Origin of the sequence: Pseudomonas sp. NY15437, assembly GCF_048068435.1 — a bacterium.
In the GTDB taxonomy this organism is placed as follows: Bacteria; Pseudomonadota; Gammaproteobacteria; order Pseudomonadales; family Pseudomonadaceae; genus Pseudomonas; species Pseudomonas nitroreducens_B.
Genome location: NZ_JBLUQC010000001.1, coordinates 521,384 through 540,026, shown reverse-complemented (window position 1 = coordinate 540,026; position 18,643 = coordinate 521,384). Strand labels below are relative to the sequence as shown.

The following is an 18,643-nucleotide window of genomic DNA, read 5'->3' as shown; positions in this document are numbered from 1 at the left end:
GCCCTATACTGAGCCGAGGTGACCGGACGCCAGCGCGTGCCCGGCCGGGTTCAGCAGCGGGCGGCCCGCCACAGCGGCGCCGCCGAGCCGGCGAGCGGCCATGAACAGTCTGTGCTCTCCCAGCGCCACCGCTTCGCCCTGGCGGCGTGGTGGTGTCATTGCCCTGCTCCTGTTGGCGCTGGGCGGCTGCGCCCATCACCCGGCCCAGCCCGCCGCCCCCCTCACCGAAGCCACCTGGCACCAGGTCGACGCCGATATCGGCGCCGCGTCGCTGGCCGCCACCTCCCAGGCCCGCGCCTACGCCGAAGAGGCCATGCAGCAGTGGATGGACCTCGTCTACCAGCGCACCGACGAGAAATTCATCCCCTGGTTCTCCAGCTACTGGACCCAGGAATGGCTGAGCATGAAGGTCGCCTGGTACAAGATGGGCGCCCATGGCGATCTCGATCCCACGGTCGACAAGCTGGCTGCCTACCTGCAGGAGCAATACCGCAAGCAGGTGCTGGTTCCGGTGGCCAAACAGGTCGACCCAGACGCGGTGATGGAAAAGGCCACGCGACACTACATCGAGTTGCTGAGCGTGGCGGTGAAGGAAATCCCCCAGCGCCGCGGCATCCCGCAGAAGGCCTTCGACGAACACCTGATGGGCATCCCGGCGATTGCCCTGGGCCCGCCCGCCAGCCGCGATGCGTCGCTCTACGACGTGGTGTACGCCAGGGACATCGGCAAGCTGCCGGCCTTCGCCGCGCTGATGCAGGACATCCGCACGGCGGCGGGCAAGGCGGGCGCCGGCACCAAGGTCAGCGGCGTGTCACCGGTGGCGCAGCGCACCAGCGCCAAGCTCGTCCATGAGTTGCGCAACCGCAGCATCGCCGGCGTGGTGGCGAGCGCGGCGGGCAAGGTCGCCGGCTCGGTGATCTCGGTGGCCTTCACCCTGTTCAGCATGGCCGGCAACGACCACGAGCGGCCCGAGGTGGAAACCCAGCTGCGCAAGGAGATCAACGCCGCCTTCGATGAACAGTGGCTGGCGCTGATGCGTGATCCCGAAGGTGGGGTCATGGCCGGCGTCGACCACCTCGGCGCCCGCGTGCAGCAGAGCCTCACCGGCCGCCTGGCGCAACCGCAGGACGAACCCGAGGAGGACACTGAGGTGCGCACCTTTGGCGCCGGCGAGGCCGAGCCGGTCAGCGCCAGCGGCGGGTTCCGCGTGCTCCGGCAGGGGCAGGGCTCGGCGCCCTGAGCCGGTCATTCGGCGACTCGTGTTTCGCGCCCGCTGCCGGGGGGCGTATCCTTCCCGCCCGACTTTCGCGGCCGGACGCTGATCCCATGCACTACCAGAACATCCTCTTCGACCTCGACGGCACCCTCACCGACCCACGCGAGGGCATCACCCGTTCGATCCAGTACGCCCTTGCCCAGCTGGGTATCGACGAACCCGACCTGCGCCAGCTCGAACACTTCATCGGCCCGCCGCTGCTGCAGTGCTTCATGAGCACCTACGACTTCGACGAGGCGCGCGCCTGGGAAGCGGTGAACCACTACCGCGTGCGCTTCAAGGACACCGGCTTGTACGAGAACAAGGTGTTCGACGGGGTTGCCGAGCTGCTGCATTTACTCGGCGACCAGGGTCGCACGCTGTACATCTGCACCAGCAAGCCGACGGTATTCGCGGCGGAAATTGCCCGCCACTTCGACTTCGCCCGGCACTTCAAGGTGATCTACGGCAGCGAGCTGGATGGCACGCGCACCAACAAGGTCGAGCTAATCGAACACCTGCTGGGCATCGAACAGCTCGATCCTGCGCAGACGCTGATGATCGGCGACCGCAAGCACGACCTGATCGGCGCGCACCGCAATGGCTTGTCCGCGGCGGGTGTCGGCTATGGCTTCGGCAGCCGCGACGAGCTGATGGCGGAACGCCCGGCGCACTACTTCGCGAGCCTGGACGAGCTGCGCGCGGCGTTTGCCTGACGCTCATTGCTTCCCTGTAGGAGCGGGCCATGCCCGCGAACTCCCCGCGAAGCGGGGTATAGCTCAGCGAGGATCAGGTCGGCTTCTGCGCGCCGCGTGCCCTCACCCCAGCCCTCTCCCAGAGGGAGAGGGAGCCGATTGTGCCGGCTTCGGCGGTTTCATCCTGCATGAGTCCCCTCTCCCCCAGGAGCGGGGCGCGCAGCCAGGGTTAGGATGAGGGGCTCTTGATCTTGTAGGAGCGGATTCATCCGCGAACCGGCCGACAGGCCGGTGCCCGTTGGATGGCAATCGCGGACAAGGTCCGCTCCTACGCAGCGGGGCAAACCGCGCGGTGAATCAGCCGCGCAACCACTCCGCCAGCCGCCCCAGCATGTCATCGCACCGGGCCAACTGCTCCAGGCTGACGAACTCGTCCGGCTTGTGGCCCTGATCCATGCTGCCCGGACCGCAGACCACGGTGGGAATGCCAGCCTGGTGGAACAGCCCGCCCTCGGTGCCATAGGCGACGGTGGTGAAATCCCGCGAACCGGTGAGCTGCGCGATCAGCTCGGCCGCCTGGGTGTGCTGGTCGGTGACCAGTGCCGGGTAGGCGGAAATCTCGCTGAAGCGGATATCCGTCTCGGCCTTCACCGCACGCATTTTTGGCAGCAGCTCGGCTTCGGCGAAGGCGCGCAGGTCCTCGGCGACCTGTTGCGGGTCGTCGCTGGGCAGCGCGCGCACCTCGAAATCGAACTGGCATTCGGCGGGCACGATGTTCAGTGCGCGGCCGCCGCTGATCACGCCGGTCTGCACGGTGGAGTAGGGCGGGTCGAAGCGCGGGTCATGGCGCTCGGGAGCGGCCAGGCGGGTGCCGATCTCGCCGAGGCGGCCGATCAGCTTCGCCGCGTATTCGATGGCGTTCACCCCCTGCGGCGCATAGGCCGAGTGGCACGGCGCGCCGTGCACCTGGCAGCGCATGGCGAGCTTGCCCTTGTGGCCAAGCACCGGCTTGAGCTCGGTGGGCTCGCCGATGATGCACAGGATCGGCTTGTGCTCGCGGTGCTCCAGCGCGGCGAGTAGCGAACGCACGCCCAGGCAGCCGACTTCCTCGTCGTAGGAGAAGGCTAGGTGCACCGGCAGGCGCAGCGGCCGGGCGAGGAACGCCGGCACCGCCGCCAGCACGCAGGCGATGTAGCCCTTCATGTCCGCCGTGCCACGGCCGTAGAGGCGGCCGTCGCGTTCGGTCAGTTCGAACGGCGGCACCGTCCACGGCTGGCCGTCGGTGGGCACCACGTCGGTGTGGCCGGACAGGCACACGCCGCCGCGATCCTGCGGGCCGAGCGTGGCGTAGAGATTGGCCTTGCCGCCCTCGGCATCGTGGAACAGCTCGCAGGCGACGCCGAAGCCTGCGAGGTAGTCGCGGATGTAGTGGATCAGCGCCAGGTTGGAGTGGCGGCTGACGGTGTCGAAGGCGATCAGGTCGGCGAGGATGTCACGGCTGGTGGGCATGGTTGGGTCCTGCGTTTTTGCTCTTTGTAGGAGCGAGCTTGCTCGCGAACAAACCCCGCTGCAGGGCCGGGGTTCGCGAGCAAGCTCGCTCCTACAGGTACGTGGTCTTACTCGTCCCCCGGCACACCGTAGCTCGGCGCCTTGGTCGGGTCGAGGGCGCGAACCAGGTAGTCCTCCAGTTGCGGCTTGTAGGCCACCCAGAGTTTTTCCAGCTCATCGATGGGCGCTTCGTCCGCCCAGTCCACGCGCAGGTCGACGATCGGCCAGACCAGGTCACCGACCACCTTCAGCGCCGCCGAATGCACCGGACCGGCTTCGCCACCGGCGGCCATCGCCGCCTGCATCGCCGCCAGCAGGCGTTCGGCTAGGCATCCGTTGGCGCTCTCGAAGGCCTGGGTCATGGCTTCGATTACCGCGGTGGAGGAGAGCAGGTTGCCGGCCGCCACGCAGTTCTCACCCGCCACGGCGTTGTGCACGCCTAGCGCTTCGCTGCCGGTGAACAGCGCGACCTTGCCGTGCTGGTCGATCACCGTCACCTGGCGGTACTGGCTGTAGCCGTTGCTGGAGAGCGCCTGGTCCAGCGCCGCGCCCGGCTCCAGGCCGGCTTCGAGCCGGTCGAGGATCTGCGGGCCAAGGGCCGGCAGGGTGATGTTCTGCGTGGCCACCGCGCCGACGCCGGCGCGTACCCACGGGCAGCGGGCGCCCACGGCGATGCTCGAGGAACTGATGGCGATACCCAGCTGGCCGGTTTCGGCGCAGCGGCCGACGATGGAGAAGGTCATGGTGGCTCCTTGCTTGTTCTGGTAGCTAAAACGACAAAGGGCGATGCGGAAAATCCGCATCGCCTGCACGCTTGAAAGCGTTACGAGCGACGGCCAGGCAAGGCGGGGTCGGGCGAGAAAAGCGGAGTTTGCTGTAGCAAATGAGCATTTTCTCGACCGGCCCCAACGCAGCATGGCCTAGCGCAGTAGCTTTCAGTCCGGAATGACCGCGATGACGTCGATTTCCATCAACCACTGCGGCTGGCCGAGGGCCGAGACCACCAGGCCGGTGGAGATCGGGAACACGCCCTTCAGCCACTTGCCCACTTCCTGGTACACCGGCTCGCGGTAGCGCGGGTCGATCAGGTAGGTGGTGGTCTTGACGATGTGCGACAGGTCGCTGCCGGCTTCTTCCAGCAGTTGCTTGACGTTTTTCATCGCCTGTTCGGCCTGGGCACGCGGGTCACCGAGGCCCACCAGGTTGCCTTCGAAGTCGGTGCCGACCTGGCCGCGCACGTACACGGTGTTGCCGGCGCGCACGGCCTGGCAGAGGTCGTTGTCCAGGGACTGGTTCGGGTAGGTGTCCTTGGTGTTGAACATGCGGATGCGAGTGTGGGTAGGCATCTCTTACTCCCAGGAAGCGGCTTTCTGAACGGAGGCTTCGCGCTGCGAAGCGTCCTGGTATTCGACATAACGGCGTTGGGTGGCGATGTGCCCGGCCACGTGCTTGGCGTCGTGCCACACGCCCCAGATGAACGAGGAGCCACGGCGCGACAGCCACGGCAGGCCGACGAAGTACACGCCCGGCTCGCGGGAGACGCCGCGCTGGTGCTTGGGCTTGCCCTTGTCGTCGAAGGCGTCCACCTGCAGCCAGTTGAAGTCCACGGCGTAGCCGGTGGCCCAGATGATCGAGGTGATGCCGGCCTCGGCGAGGTCCAGCTGGCGGATCGGGTGACGGATGCACTCGGCGTCCGGGTAGACCTTGCGGGCCTCCGGCTCCAGCGGCAGGTCCAGGCCGTTGCGCTCGATGTAGGCGTCGGCGGCGTCCAGCAGGCCGAGGTAGTTGTCGTCGCCGGCCTTCAGGTTGGCCACCAGGTCGTCCTGGAAGGTCACCTTGCCGCCTTCGAAGGACTGGGTCAGGCCGGTCAGGGTGATGCCCTCGTTGGCCAGGCGGCGGAAGTCGATGGTCTCGCCGCCACGGGCACCGCTCACGGCGATGGTCACGTGCTCGCGGCCCGGCTGCACTTCCTCGGCGTCCCACAGGCCGAGCACGCCCAGCCACCAGACGAAGTCGCGGTTGCGGTAGGAGCGCGGCGGACGGTCATGGGCGCCCACGGAGAGGTAGGTCTTCTTGCCGGCGCGGTTCAGCTCGTCGGCGATCTGCACGCCGGAGGAGCCGGCACCGATCACCAGCACCGCACCCTCGGGCAGTTGCTGCGGGTTGAAGTACTTGGCCGAGTGGATCTGGTACAGGCCTTCGTCCTTCGGCGCGATGGCCGGGATCACCGGGCGCTGGAACGGGCCGGTGGCGGAGACGATGCGCAGGGCCTGCAGCGTGCCCTCGGAGGTTTCCACACTGAAGCCGGGGCGGCCTTCGTTGCGGGTGACCTTCTTCACTTCCACGCCGGTGCGGATCGGCGCGTTGAACTGCTTGGCGTAGGCGACGAAATAATCGGCGACCTGCTCCTTGTGCGGGAAGTCGTCCGGGCCGACGGGGAATTCCATGTTCGGGAATCGGTCATGCCAGGCCGGGCCGTTGGCGACCAGCGAGTCCCAGCGGCCGGTGCGCCAGGCTTCGGCGATGCGGCTTTTTTCCAGCACGAGGTGCGGCACGCCCTGCAGGGTCAGGTGCTCGCTCATGGCCACGCCGGCTTGTCCGGCGCCAACGACCAGCGTGTCGATTTCCAGGTTATCAAGCGACTTCTTGCCGAAGGCGCCTGGATTCAGGTCGGTCATGGCTTGCTTCCTCAGACTCTGATCACGTTTGTTCTTGTTGCGGCTAGCGATGAGGTGTTGGCCGCATTCTGTTCAGAGGCTGGGAATAGCGAAATTATGTTTTTTGTAGTCGCAGGCTAGGGAAAAGCTGCACCCACGCAGACCCCGCGGCCCGCGGGCTGCAGAGGTGGGGGTATAGGATTTTTGGTGGCTGGGGCGACAAATTGGATAGGCTGGATGTGGCTTGTGCGGGTTTTCGTAGGACCGAAGGGGACGCCGGGTCCTTGCTCGCGAACAGGGCCCGCTGCGAGGCTGGTTCGCGAGCAAGCTCGCTCCTACAGTCGGAGGCCAGGCCTGAGCGTAGGAGCGGACTCTGTCCGCGATGGCATCCGGCGCGATGCGAACCGATCGCGGACAGAGTCCGCTCCCACAAGAGCTTCGCCTCAGCGGCTTTCCGCCACCGCCTCGATGAACCGCTCCAGCACCAGGTTCGGCCGGCGCCCCTTGCGGGTCACCACGGTCAGCGGGATGTCGTAGTAGAAGCGCTCCGGCCGCAGCGCGCGCAGGCGCCCCTGGGCGACCCAGTCGGCGGCGTAGTGGTCGGGCAGATAGCCGATGTAGCTGCCGGTAAGGATCAGGAAGGCCATGCCCTCGCGGTCGGAGGCCGTGGCGCTGCCGCGCAGCTCCTGGTGCCGCTCCTGCGCCTCGGCGGGGATGCGGTAGCTCGGCGCCACCGCGTCGCAGGCGTGGATTTCCTCCACCGTGATGCTCGCGTCGTCGCGCTCGAACAGCGGGTGCTCCCGGCTGCAGAACAGCAGCGAGCGCTCCTCGTAAAGGGCGGAATACTCCAGCCCCGACAGCGGGCTGATGAGCGGTACCACCCCCACGTGCAGGCGGCCGTCGAGCACACCCAGCTCGATCTCGTTGGGCGTGGTCATGCCGATGTTGATCCGCACGCCCGGCCCGCTGGCCTTCAGCGCCCGCAAGGCATGGGTGATGCGCATCTGCGGCAGAGTCACCAGGTTGTTGATGATGCCGATGTTCAGCTCGCCGCGCAGGTGCTGGTGCAGTTCGTTGACCTCGGCGCGGAAACCCTCCAGCGCCGCCAGCAGGGACTGGGTCGCGCGGTACACCTCGCGGCCCTCGTCGGTCAGCGCGAAGCCCGCCCGGCCGCGCTGGCACAGGCGCATCCCCAGGCGCTTCTCCAGGTCGCCCATGTGCAGGCTGATGGCCGAGCGGCTGATGCCCAGCGTGCTTTCCGCAGCCGAGAAACTGCCGCATTCGACGATGGTCTTGAAGATGCGCAGCAGGCGGATCTCGAAGTCGCTGACCTGGCCCAGGGAAGGCGCGCGTTGTTTCGCCATCTTAGTTTTACCAATCCGAAACTGAACGTAAGAAGAATAAGCTTTAACTCACGTTTAGTCAGGCCCAATCTACGAGCATCGCACCAGGCATCCTGCGGCCTGCGCGCCCAACAAGACTGTTGTCGAGGACATGCTCCATGAACCAGCACGTGAACGTCACCCCGTCGGTGGCCAGCGAACTGAACCTGAAGGCCCACTGGATGCCCTTCAGCGCCAACCGCAACTTCCACAAGGATCCGCGCATCATCGTCGCCGCCGAAGGCAGCTGGCTGGTGGACGACAAGGGCCGCAAGATCTACGACAGCCTGTCGGGCCTGTGGACCTGCGGCGCCGGTCACTCGCGCAAGGAAATCGCCGACGCGGTCGCCAAGCAGCTGACCACCCTCGACTACTCCCCGGCCTTCCAGTACGGCCACCCGCTGTCCTTCAAGCTCGCCGAGAAGATCACCCAGCTGACCCCGGCCGGCCTGGACCATGTGTTCTTCGCTGGCTCGGGCTCCGAGTGCGCCGACACCTCCATCAAGATGGCCCGCGCCTACTGGCGCCTCAAAGGCCAGGCGCAGAAGACCAAGCTGATCGGCCGCGCCCGTGGCTACCACGGCGTGAACGTCGCCGGCACCGCCCTGGGCGGCATTGGCGGCAACCGCAAGATGTTCGGCCAGCTGATGGACGTCGACCACCTGCCGCACACCCTGCAGCCGGGCCTGGCGTTCACCAAGGGCATGGCCGAGACCGGCGGCGTGGAGCTTGCCAACGAACTGCTGAAGCTGATCGAGCTGCATGATGCGTCCAACATCGCCGCGGTCATCGTCGAGCCGATGTCCGGTTCCGCCGGCGTGCTGGTGCCGCCCAAGGGCTACCTGCAGCGCCTGCGCGAAATCTGCGACCAGCACAACATCCTGCTGATCTTCGACGAAGTGATCACCGCCTTCGGCCGCATGGGCAAGCCCACCGGCGCCGAGTTCTTCGGTGTGAAGCCGGACATCATGAACGTCGCCAAGCAGGTCACCAACGGCGCCATCCCCATGGGCGCGGTGATCGCCAGCAGCGAGATCTACAACACCTTCATGGGCCAGAACCTGCCGGAATACGCCGTCGAGTTCGGCCATGGCTACACCTACTCCGCGCACCCGGTCGCCTGCGCCGCCGGTCTTGCCGCGCTGGACCTGCTGGAGAAGGAAAACCTCATCCAGCAGTCCCTGGAGCTGGCGCCGCACTTCGAGAAGGCCCTGCACGGCCTGAAGGGCGCGAAGAACGTCGTCGACATCCGCAACTGCGGCCTGGCCGGCGCGATCCAGATCGCCGCCCGCGACGGCGACGTCATCGTGCGTCCGTTCGAAGCCAGCATGAAGCTGTGGAAAGAAGGCTTCTACGTGCGCTTCGGCGGCGACACCCTGCAATTCGGCCCGACCTTCAACGCCAAGCCCGAAGACCTGGACCGCCTGTTCAGCGCCGTGGGCGAAGCCCTCAACGGGGTCGCGTAAGTGAGCGAGCGTCCGAAGGCCGTCCCGACGGTACAGATCGACAACGACAAGGTCCTGGTCACCGAGTGGCGCTTCGCCCCCGGCGCCGAGACCGGCTGGCACCGCCACGGCATGGAATACGTCGTGGTGCCGGTGACCGGCGGCGAACTGCTGCTGGAAACCCCCGAGGGCGAGCGGCGCGCGCCGCTGGTCCTGGGCCAGAGCTACACCCGTCAGATCGGTACCGAGCACAACGTGATCAACCCGTGCGATCACGAAGTGGCGTTCATCGAGATCGAGCTCAAGGACGGTAAACCGCACAGCCACTGAGCGCGCGGGCACGCGAGAAGGCATGCCGGGACGAGTCACCTTAGAGTGGCTGCCGGCGGGCCCCGCCGCCCACGCCTCACACCGAACAATCCCCTTTCCCGTCAGGGAGAGGGCTAGGGAGAGGGGCTCTCGAAGCCCCTCACCCGAACCACTCAAGCGAGAAGAGACAACCCATGACCATCGTCAAGCACCTGATCGGCGGCGAGATGATCGCCGACACCGGCCGCACCGCCGACGTCTTCAACCCGTCCACCGGCGAAGCCGTGCGCAAGGTCCCGCTGGCCAGCCGCGAAACCGTCCAGCAGGCCATCGACGCCGCCAAGGCCGCCTTCCCCGCCTGGCGCAATACCCCGCCGGCCAAGCGCGCCCAGGTGCTGTTCCGCTTCAAGCAACTGCTCGAAGCCAACGAGCAGCGCATCGTCCAGCTGATCAGCGAAGAACACGGCAAGACCCTCGAAGACGCCGCCGGCGAGCTCAAGCGCGGCATCGAGAACGTCGAGTACGCCACCGCCGCCCCGGAAATCCTCAAGGGCGAATACAGCCGCAACGTCGGCCCGAACATCGACGCCTGGAGCGACTTCCAGCCGATCGGCGTGGTTGCCGGCATCACCCCGTTCAACTTCCCGGCCATGGTGCCGCTGTGGATGTATCCGCTGGCGATTGCCTGCGGCAACACCTTCATCCTCAAGCCGTCCGAGCGTGACCCCAGCTCCACCCTGCTGATCGCCGAACTCTTCGAAGAAGCCGGCCTGCCCAAGGGCGTGCTGAACGTGGTGCACGGCGACAAGACCGCCGTGGACGCGCTGATCGAGGCCCCGGAAGTCAAGGCCCTGAGCTTCGTCGGTTCGACCCCGATCGCCGAGTACATCTATTCCGAAGGCACCAAGCGCGGCAAGCGCGTCCAGGCCCTGGGCGGCGCCAAGAACCACGCCGTGCTGATGCCCGACTGCGACCTGGACAACGCCGTCAGCGCCCTCATGGGTGCGGCCTACGGCTCCTGCGGCGAGCGCTGCATGGCCATCTCCGTGGCCGTGTGCGTGGGCGACCAGATCGGCGATGCGCTGGTCGAGAAGATCGTGCCGCAGATCAAGGCCCTGAAGATCGGCGCCGGCACCTCCTGCGGCCTGGACATGGGCCCGCTGGTCACCGGCGCGGCCCAGCAGAAAGTCACCGGCTACATCGACGCCGGCGTCGAGCAGGGCGCGCAACTGCTGGTCGACGGCCGCAACTACAAGGTCGCCGGTCACGAGAACGGCTTCTTCGTCGGCGGCACCCTGTTCGACAAGGTGACTCCGGACATGACCATCTACCAGGAAGAGATCTTCGGCCCGGTGCTGTGCATCGTGCGCGTGAACAGCCTGGAAGAAGCCATGCAGCTGATCAACGACCACGAATACGGCAACGGCACCTGCATCTTCACCCGCGACGGTGAAGCGGCCCGCCTGTTCTGCGACGAGATCGAAGTCGGCATGGTCGGCGTCAACGTCCCGCTGCCGGTACCGGTGGCCTACCACAGCTTCGGCGGCTGGAAGCGTTCGCTGTTCGGCGACCTGCACGCCTACGGCCCGGATGGCGTGCGCTTCTACACCAAGCGCAAGGCCATCACCCAGCGCTGGCCGCAGCGCAAGTCGCACGAAGCGGCGCAGTTTGCCTTCCCCAGCAATGGTTGAGGGTGAATAAGCGGTGAGAAAAAGGCCGGTCTGATGACCGGCCTTTTTTGTTTAAGGCCGTGATTTGCGGATCAGTGGAACTGAAAAGGCGGTACGTAGACTGGATCGGCTCCAGCGATTCGGTTTACGTAGGAGCAGACTCTGTCCGCGAAGCTTCCCGGTCTGGTGTTCTGCGCCGCTTCGGCGTGCGCGCGGACTTCTTGTTTCGCCCCCTCGGGCGACCCACTTTGGCAAACGACCCAAAGTGGGCAAAGGTCTTGCCCCGGACATCCGGTTTTTCGCTTAGGCGAAAAATTCCCTCGTCGAACCGGAGTTTCAAGGGCACGCCGCGAAGGGCCATCCCTGGCCCGTCGCGGCTCTCGCGACATCCATGTCGCTCAACCCCTGAAACTCCTCTTCCACTCGGCCTCCTGAACGGGGCAGTCGGAGTGTGCGGTCATTTCTCTGGAAGTCTTCAAGAGCCAAAGCCAAAGCCAAAGCCAAAGCCGGGTCGGTTGGGCTCTTTGTAGGAGCGAGCTTGCTCGCGAAATCCACAACGGAGAACTCCATTGCCGCAGACGTAGGGCGGATAACCCGGAACGGGTTATCCGCCAAAACGGCGGATAACGCTGGGGGCGTTATGCGCCCTACGGGGGCTGTTCGTGCCGGCTGATACGGTGGTTTTGCTACGCGCCGAACGGTCCCCTCTCCCCCCCGGGAGAGGGTTAGGGTGAGGGGGGCCGAGCGCAGGAGTTAATGCCGGGTGCGGGCTATTGCTGGCACGCCGGCAGGGCCGGCGTTGTGCAGGTTCGCGAGGCCGAATCCGTTCCCTACGGATGTCGGCATTTCCCACTTCCCTGTGGGTCACAAGCTCGCTCCTACAAGGGAGCGGGGCGGCGATCAGCCCAGGTGTTTCTTCAGGTAGATGCGCTGATGCCCCGGCGGGCAGTCTTCCAGCACGCCCATGCGTTCGAAGCCCTGTTTCTCGTAGAAGCCGGGGGCCTGGAAGCTGTAGGTGTAGAGGAACAGCCCGACGCAGCCGCGGCGGCGGGCTTCGTCTTCGGCCAGGGCGATGAGCTGGCTGCCCAGGCCGCTGCCGCGCTGGTCGTCCTGCAGCCAGAGGTAGTCGATGTACAGCCAGCCCATGCCGGACTGGCCGAACATGCCGCCGACCACCTCGCCGTCTTCGCTGCGGGCGTAGAGCTCGAAGTCGTCGTAGGTGTTGCTGCGGCCCATCTGACCCAGGTTGTAGGCAAGCAGGCCCTTGACCACGACGTCGCGCGCTTGCGGGTCGATGCCGAGGGTGAAATCGAATTGGCTGTGCATGGTGCCCTCCGGATTGGCGAAGGCGACCAGTCTAGGGAGATGCCGCGACGATGGGTAGGCGCCTTTGGTAGCGGCAGGCGTTCCGGGGCGATGAGTGCGGCAAGCTCAGAGCAGTTCCTTGCGCGTGGTGTTGATCAGTTGCAGCTGTGTATCGCGGAAGAACAGGTAGCGGTAGGCGCCATTGTTCGGACCGTACATCCAGGTTTCCAGCTGCGGCCGACCGGGGACGAACTTCCCGTCCGGCCCACGGCGGGGCTGGGTGGGCGGCGTGACCACGCGCTTGTCCGGCTGCCCGCACTTGGCGAGCACCTCGTCCATCGGGTCGCCTTCGTTGATCAGGCTGGTGCCGCAGCGCAGGGTGCCGGCGTGGGCGGTGGCGGCGGTCAGGGTGATGAGCAGGGCAATCAGCCAGGGGCGCATGAGTCGGTTCCGTTGCGGGTTCTTGCCCCAGTCTAACGCCCCGCCATCGGCCGCTTCATTGCGCTGGTGCAGTCTCAGCGCACCGGGCCGACGTTGCGCACGTAGAGGTCCTTGCCACCCGTGCCGCCGGCGCCGCGCGCCTGCAGTTCGAAGCGTTTGGGGTGGCCCTTGATCAGGTCACTGAGCTTCTTGAAGCCGTACAGGCGCGGGTCGAAGGCGGGCTGCAGCTTGCTGATGTTCTGCCCCAGGGCGCCCAGTTGCACCCAGTCATCATCGTCGCCATCGATGTCGTCGAGCACCTTGGCGATGAAGTCCAGCGGGACTTTCTGCGACTTGGGTTTGCTGGCCGGCCTGGGGGCTTCGGCGGTACTCGGGGCAGCGGCCTTGTCGGTGCTCGGCGCGGACTCGGCGGCGGGTTCGGCAGTGGCGCGCAGAATCTCGGTGTAGATGAACTTGTCGCAGGCGGAGACGAAGGGCTTGGGCGTCTTCTCCTCGCCGAAACCGTAGACCGTCAGGCCTTCTTCGCGCAGCCGCGCGGCCAGCCGGGTGAAGTCACTGTCGCTGGAGACCAGGCAGAAACCGTCGAAACGCCGGGTGTAGAGCAGGTCCATGGCGTCGATGATCAGCGCGCTGTCGGTGGCGTTCTTGCCGCTGGTGTAGGCGAACTGCTGCATGGGCTGGATGGAGTGGTCGAGCAGGACCTGTTTCCACTTGCCCAGGTTGGGCTTGGTCCAGTCGCCGTAGATGCGTTTGACGCTGGCGACGCCGTACTTGGCGATTTCCTCGAACAACCCCTCGACGATGGCGGCGGGCGCGTTGTCGGCGTCGATCAGGACGGCGAGGTGTGTCTGCTGGCGGGGGACTGAGGTCTTGGTGGCCATGCTGCATCCTTTGCCTGTGGTCCATGGACCTTAAACCGGTTCGCCCCGGGATGCCAATCGCTCAAGCCTGGGCGAACTCGCACTTGTCCCGCCCGCTGCGCTTGGCGTTGAGCAGGGCGGCGTCGGCGCGGCTGAGGGTCTGGGAGTAGCTTTCGCCCGGGTGATGCTCGGCGACGCCGAAGCTGGCGGTGACCGACAGGGCCTCGGTGCCCACGCGCACGGCCAGGCAGCGGATGTCGTTGCGCACGCGTTCGATGATGGCGGCGGCATCGGCCAGGCGGGTGTCGGGAAGGATCAGCAGGAATTCCTCGCCACCCCAGCGGCCGCAGAGGTCGTACTGGCGCAGGGCGGCTTCCATGGCGCGGCCGATCTCCACCAGCACGCGGTCGCCGACTTCGTGGCCCCAGGTGTCGTTGACCTGCTTGAAGCGGTCGACGTCGAGCATCGCCAGCACGTAGGGCTCGCCGTGGCGCTGGGCGCGTTCGCTTTCCTCGCGCAGGCGCTCCATCAGCAGGCGGCGGTTGGCGATGCCGGTGAGGGTGTCGTGGGTCGAGGCTTCCTTCAGCGCGATGTTGAGGTCGCGCATCATGTCCTGGTAGCGGTCGGAGATGCGCGCGACCTTTTCCAGCTGGCGCAACTGCTTGTGGTAGCGCTCGGAGAGGGTGCTGGTCTGCTGCCGGGCCATGGACTGGAAGCCGTCGGAAATCCGCGCGATGCGTTCCAGGCGCGCGAGCTGGTCGAGGGATTGCTGGTGTTTCAGGTACAGCGCCTCGCGCAGCGGGTGCCCCTCGTACCGTGGGTCGGCCAGCAGTTCGTCGATCAGCAGGTCCAGCTCGCGCTCGCTCGTCATGGCGGTTACTCGTCGTAGGCTTGGATGACGAACGGGAAGGTACAGTCCTCGCGGAACTCTTCGGCCAGTTCGGCGACGCGCTCGTTGCGCCGGTCGTAGTGCCAGGCGACGCGGGTGGTGCGGCCCTGGACGTGGGCTTCCTCGAGCAGGTCGAAGATGTCCATCATGGCCTTGATCGAGCTGGTGTTGAGGTACAGCAGGCGCAGGTCGAGTTCCAGCGGGCGCTGTTCCTCGCTGAGGAAGCGCTCGACCCACTCGATGACCTGGCCGAACAGTTCATAGGAGTTCTCCGGGTAGGAGTCGCCCTGCATCGCGAGGATGCCGGCCTGCCAGTCGCCATGGATCTGTGGGGTGGATTGGGTTCCGGTGACGGTGAGATCGCTCATGTCGGGTCTTCCTGAATTTCGCAGTTCAGATCACGGCGCGCACGCTGAAGAAGGCGCGGCCGTCGGGTTGCTCGGTGAGGGAGGTCTTGAGCGGCGCGCTGGATTTGCGCGCGATGTCCAGCAGGCCCAGGCCCGCGCCACTGGAGGCTTCGGCGTCGCGCGGGCGGCGCAGCTGCTCCTTGTAGGCGGCCTTGAGCTGGGCCTTGTCGAGCCCGGCGATGGCGTCGATGCTGCGCACCAGGCCCTGGCCATCGGCCAGCTCCACCAGGTTGCCGGCGGACACCACGTAGTGGCCTTCGTCGTTGCGCGCGATCGCCACGGTGGCCGAGGCCTCCTGCTCGTTGTAGCCGCGCAGGGTGGCGTAGTGGCGGATGTTCTGGGTCATCTCGATGTACACCGCGAACACGTCCATCGCCTCGCTCGGGTGCGCCTGCTCGGCCTGCATGTAGTTGCGCAGCGCGTGGCCGATCTCCTCGATCAGGCTGCGCGAGATGGGGCCGTTGAAGCAGAGCAATATGCGTTGCCGGGTGAAGCTCTCGCGCATGGCCAGCAGATCTAGCGATTCCATGGATTAACCCCTAGTCGAAGCGGAAAGAGAGAATGGTGATGTCGTCGCGCTGCGGCTGCCCGCCCTGGTACTGCGCAAGGGTCGCGGCGAACACCTGGGCCTGCTCGGCCAGCGGCCGGCGTGCGTGGTTGCGCAGCAGGTCGGCGAAGCGGCTGTTGCCGAAGCCGAAGCCGTGCTCCCCGCCGGCCTGGTCGAGGAAGCCGTCGGTGCACAGGTAATAGGTCCAGCCGGCCTGCATCGGGATTTCCACGTCCTGATAGTCGCCCTGGCGCTTGTCGCCGATGGCGCGGCGCGCGCCCTTGTATTCGCGCACGTCGGTGCCGTCGCTGGCGAACAGGGAGATCTTCGCCCCGGAAAAATGCAGCTGTTTTCGCTGGTGGTCGACGCGCACCAGGCCCGCGTCCATGTTGGTGGCCAGCGACCGGGTGAACTCCTGCTGGCCGAGCATGCCGCGCATCACCTGGTCGGTCTCGCGCAGGATGGCGGCGGGGTCGTGGCTCTTCACGCTGTCGATGGCGTGGTCGATGGCGGCGAGGGCGAGCATGGTCATCAGTGCGCCCGGCACGCCGTGGCCGGCGCAGTCGACTACGCCGATCAGGCTGTCCGCCGGGCCCTCGCGGTAGATGTAGAAGTCGCCGCCGACCACGTCGCGCGGTTTCCACAGGACGAAATGGCGCTCACCCAGCGACGCCTGCAGCTGGCGGTCGGGCAGGATGGCGCGCTGGATCAGGCTGGCGTAGTCGATGGAGTCGCCGATCTTCTTCTGCGCGGCGGCCATCTCGCGGTTGGCCGCCTCCAGCGCCTGGGTGCGCTGCTGGACCTTGTCCTCCAGCTCCTCGGTGTGCCGGCGGACCTGGTCGGCCATGCTGGCGAAGGCGCTGGACAGCTCGCCGATCTCGTCCGGGCGGGTGCGCGGCAGCGGGCTGTCGTACTGCCCGGCGGCGATTGCCTTGGCCGATTGCTTGAGGCCGCGCAGCGGGCGCAGCACCAGCAGGTCGACGGTGTAGGCGAAGCCGAGCAAAAGGATCGCCAGCAGCCCGGCGAGGGTGCCCACCAGCGGCCAGATCCAGCGGTTGTCGAGCACCTGCGCGGCGTGCAGGTCGATGGCGCTGAGCACGTGCCAGCGCAGCTGCGGGATGTAGGCGGTGGCGATCAGCTGTTCCTTGCCGTCGAGGGTGCCCCACAGGGTCTCCACTTCGCCGGGGTTGGCCTCGGCCTGGCGCAGGGTCTGGCGCAGCGCGGTGCGCTCCTGCTCGTTGGCCAGAAGATCGTAGACGTGGTGCTGGGCCTGGCCGCTGGAGCCGGAGGAGAAGGCGATCAGGCGGGTGTCCGGGTGGGCCTGGATGGCGCCCTCGGGGTCGACGATCATCGGCGTCACCCCGGCCTCGCGGCGCGAGATGAACTGGTCGAGGAACTCGGTGAGGTCCAGGCCGCCGCCGGCCAGGCCGACTTTCTCGTTGCCGGCGCGCACCACCATGTTGAACCAGACCTTGGTGACCTTCAGCTTGGCGTCGTAGTTGACGTTGATGTTGTAGGGCTCGTCGCGCGCCAGGGTGTCGAAGTACCAGCGGTCCTGCGGGTCGGTGTCGCTCAAGGTGTAGCGCGGGGAGTTGGACAGCGGCGAGCTGGAGTCGTTGAAGTAGTAGTGGCGGGAGGAGTCCACCACCACGAAGTAGGAGTAGTTGTGCTGGTCGGCGCGGAAGCCTTCGGCCTCACGGAAGAACAGCGCGCGGCGGGCCGGGTCGTTCTCCGCCAGCAGCCAGTCCTGGGTCACCACGGACTCGGCCAGGCGCCGCGACAGCGCCAGCTCGCGGATCACCGGCGCGATGATCTTCTGCTGGTTGAGCAGGGTGAAGTTTCTCGCAAAGGCGAGGCCGAAATGCGTGCGGATGTCTTCCATGGCCTTCCAGCCCAGCATGACTGCCGGTACCAGCGCCAGGAGACAGGCGATGAGCAATGCCACCACCGATTTGCCGCGCAACCCCCATCTTGCCGCCATGGCTATCTTGATTCCCCGTGCCGCCCGCCGTGTGCCGGTCTTTTGGCGAAAGCTCAATTGTGCAGTTTGTGTACGGGCACAATCAAACCAAATTGACATTGAAACGCCATAATATTGGCGCCATTCAATTGGTCGGGCCGCCAGGCGCCGTGGGAGAAGGCGCGCAGCGGTTGGCGGGGATTCCCGCCGGGCTAGACGCGGTTGCCGCTGCCGCTCTGCCGCGCCTGTTGCAGGAGCGCAGCGGCGATGCGTTCCAGTGGCAGCACCTCCTTGGCCGCGCCCAATTCCACCGCCTCGCGCGGCATGCCATAGACCACGCAGGTGGCCTCGTCCTGGGCGACGGTGTGGCCGCCGGCCTGGCGGATTGCCTGGAGGCCGCGGGCGCCGTCCTTGCCCATGCCGGTGAGCAGCGCGGCAATGAGGTTTCGCCCGGCGCAGCGGGCGAGGGAGTGGAACATCACGTCCACCGCCGGCCGGTGGCCGTTCACCGCTGCCTCGCGGTGCAGGCGCACCACGTAGTTGGCGCCGCTGCGCTGCACTTCCAGGTGGTAGTCGCCGGGGGCGATGAGCACATGGCCGGGGAGGATGCGGTCACCATCGCGGGCCTCGCGCACGGACAGGCGCGTCTGGCGGTCGAGCCGGTCGGCGTAGGACTTGGTGAAGCCCGGCGGCATGTGCAGGGTGACCACGGTGCCGGGGCAATCCGGCGGCAGGCCCAGCAGGACTTCCTTGATGGCCTCGGTGCCGCCGGTGGAGGCGCCGATGGCGAAGATCTTCTCCGTGCTCAGCAGCGGCGCGCTGCTGGCTGCCTCTGCGCTGGCCGCCGCGGTGGCGCGGGCGCGGGGCAGGCGGGCGCGGGCGGCGGTCTTGAGCTTGGCGCAGATTTCCTCGGCATAGGCCTGCATGCCTTCGGCGATCCCCAGGCGCGGTTTGGCGATGAAGTCGATGGCGCCCAGCTCCAGCGCGCGCAGGGTGGCTTCGGAGCCCTTTTCGGTGAGCGAGGAGATCATCAGCACCGGGGTGGGCCGGCCCTTCATCAGCTTGTCGAGGAAGGTCAGGCCGTCCATGCGCGGCATTTCCACGTCGAGGGTGATGACGTCCGGCGCGTGCTGCTTGATCAGGTCGCGGGCGACGAAGGCGTCGGGCGCTGCGCCCACCAGCTGCAGCTCCGGGTCGTTGTGGATGATGTCCTTGAGCAGGCTGCGTATCAGCGCCGAGTCGTCGACGATCAGGACCTTGACGGCCATCGGGC

General features: G+C 66.7%; 18 protein-coding genes. 5 read left to right on the top strand and 13 right to left on the bottom strand.

Annotated elements, in window-relative coordinates; translation table 11 throughout:
* Positions 1-100 precede the first annotated feature (100 nt).
* Complete coding sequence (locus ACNFIA_RS02525) at positions 101-1,240, top strand: hypothetical protein (RefSeq protein WP_416782754.1); 1,140 nt, start codon at positions 101-103, stop codon at positions 1,238-1,240.
* A gap of 86 nt (positions 1,241-1,326) precedes the next feature.
* Positions 1,327-1,971, top strand: coding sequence for an HAD family hydrolase (locus tag ACNFIA_RS02520; protein WP_259758408.1), 645 nt, complete (start codon positions 1,327-1,329; stop codon positions 1,969-1,971).
* A gap of 336 nt (positions 1,972-2,307) precedes the next feature.
* Here ACNFIA_RS02520 and argE read toward each other — a convergent pair whose 3' ends face one another.
* From argE to ACNFIA_RS02495, 5 genes are all read right to left on the bottom strand, one after another.
* Entirely contained in the window at positions 2,308-3,459 is a 1,152-nt protein-coding gene (gene argE, locus ACNFIA_RS02515; RefSeq protein WP_416782753.1) for an acetylornithine deacetylase, read from the bottom strand.
* 107 nt (positions 3,460-3,566) lie between these two features.
* Positions 3,567-4,241 carry a DUF1028 domain-containing protein gene (locus tag ACNFIA_RS02510; RefSeq protein ID WP_017517807.1) on the bottom strand — a complete coding sequence of 225 codons (675 nt, stop codon included), beginning with the start codon at positions 4,239-4,241 and terminating at the stop codon, positions 3,567-3,569.
* A gap of 192 nt (positions 4,242-4,433) precedes the next feature.
* The gene (locus ACNFIA_RS02505; RefSeq protein WP_259758411.1) at positions 4,434-4,844 is read right to left on the bottom strand and encodes a RidA family protein; all 411 of its coding nucleotides are present in this window, start codon (positions 4,842-4,844) and stop codon (positions 4,434-4,436) included.
* Between the two features lie 3 nt (positions 4,845-4,847).
* Complete coding sequence (locus tag ACNFIA_RS02500) at positions 4,848-6,176, bottom strand: flavin-containing monooxygenase (RefSeq protein WP_259758412.1); 1,329 nt, start codon at positions 6,174-6,176, stop codon at positions 4,848-4,850.
* A gap of 422 nt (positions 6,177-6,598) precedes the next feature.
* Positions 6,599-7,519 (bottom strand): LysR family transcriptional regulator, encoded by a 921-nt coding sequence (locus ACNFIA_RS02495; RefSeq protein WP_416782752.1) that lies wholly within the window; start codon positions 7,517-7,519, stop codon positions 6,599-6,601.
* A 137-nt stretch (positions 7,520-7,656) separates the two neighbouring features.
* On the opposite strand from ACNFIA_RS02495, the gene ACNFIA_RS02490 reads away from it, so the two are divergent.
* The 3 genes from ACNFIA_RS02490 (at position 7,657) to ACNFIA_RS02480 (ending at position 10,982) form a co-directional block, all read left to right on the top strand.
* Complete coding sequence (locus ACNFIA_RS02490; protein WP_416782751.1) at positions 7,657-9,003, top strand: aspartate aminotransferase family protein; 1,347 nt, start codon at positions 7,657-7,659, stop codon at positions 9,001-9,003.
* Positions 9,004-9,312 carry a cupin domain-containing protein gene (locus ACNFIA_RS02485; RefSeq protein ID WP_416782750.1) on the top strand — a complete coding sequence of 103 codons (309 nt, stop codon included), beginning with the start codon at positions 9,004-9,006 and terminating at the stop codon, positions 9,310-9,312. It abuts the gene before it with no gap.
* A 173-nt stretch (positions 9,313-9,485) separates the two neighbouring features.
* Positions 9,486-10,982: a CoA-acylating methylmalonate-semialdehyde dehydrogenase gene (locus ACNFIA_RS02480; RefSeq protein WP_259758418.1), complete on the top strand. Its 1,497-nt coding sequence runs from the start codon at positions 9,486-9,488 to the stop codon at positions 10,980-10,982.
* 879 nt (positions 10,983-11,861) lie between these two features.
* On the opposite strand, the gene ACNFIA_RS02475 is transcribed toward ACNFIA_RS02480, so the two are convergent.
* The 8 genes from ACNFIA_RS02475 to ACNFIA_RS02440 all read right to left on the bottom strand — a co-directional run bounded on the left by ACNFIA_RS02475 (position 11,862) and on the right by ACNFIA_RS02440 (position 18,638).
* Positions 11,862-12,287, bottom strand: a complete 426-nt coding sequence (locus ACNFIA_RS02475) for a GNAT family N-acetyltransferase (protein WP_253441933.1) — start codon at positions 12,285-12,287, stop codon at positions 11,862-11,864.
* A gap of 105 nt (positions 12,288-12,392) precedes the next feature.
* On the bottom strand, positions 12,393-12,707 hold the full coding sequence (locus tag ACNFIA_RS02470; RefSeq protein ID WP_416782749.1) for a DUF2845 domain-containing protein: 315 nt from the start codon (positions 12,705-12,707) through the stop codon (positions 12,393-12,395).
* 74 nt (positions 12,708-12,781) lie between these two features.
* Positions 12,782-13,588, bottom strand: coding sequence for an NYN domain-containing protein (locus tag ACNFIA_RS02465; RefSeq protein ID WP_416782748.1), 807 nt, complete (start codon positions 13,586-13,588; stop codon positions 12,782-12,784).
* Between the two features lie 61 nt (positions 13,589-13,649).
* Positions 13,650-14,438: a biofilm regulation diguanylate cyclase SiaD gene (siaD, locus tag ACNFIA_RS02460; protein ID WP_259758423.1), complete on the bottom strand. Its 789-nt coding sequence runs from the start codon at positions 14,436-14,438 to the stop codon at positions 13,650-13,652.
* A 5-nt stretch (positions 14,439-14,443) separates the two neighbouring features.
* Positions 14,444-14,824, bottom strand: a complete 381-nt coding sequence (gene siaC / locus ACNFIA_RS02455; protein WP_259758424.1) for a biofilm regulation phosphoprotein SiaC — start codon at positions 14,822-14,824, stop codon at positions 14,444-14,446.
* Positions 14,825-14,849: 25 nt separating this feature from the next.
* A complete protein-coding gene (gene siaB / locus ACNFIA_RS02450) occupies positions 14,850-15,392 on the bottom strand; it encodes a biofilm regulation protein kinase SiaB (RefSeq protein ID WP_259758425.1) in 543 nt (180 codons plus the stop codon).
* 10 nt (positions 15,393-15,402) lie between these two features.
* Complete coding sequence (siaA, locus tag ACNFIA_RS02445) at positions 15,403-17,391, bottom strand: biofilm regulation protein phosphatase SiaA (protein WP_416782747.1); 1,989 nt, start codon at positions 17,389-17,391, stop codon at positions 15,403-15,405.
* A 191-nt stretch (positions 17,392-17,582) separates the two neighbouring features.
* Entirely contained in the window at positions 17,583-18,638 is a 1,056-nt protein-coding gene (locus ACNFIA_RS02440) for a protein-glutamate methylesterase/protein-glutamine glutaminase (RefSeq protein ID WP_259758428.1), read from the bottom strand.
* Between the last annotated feature and the right edge of the window lie 5 nt (positions 18,639-18,643).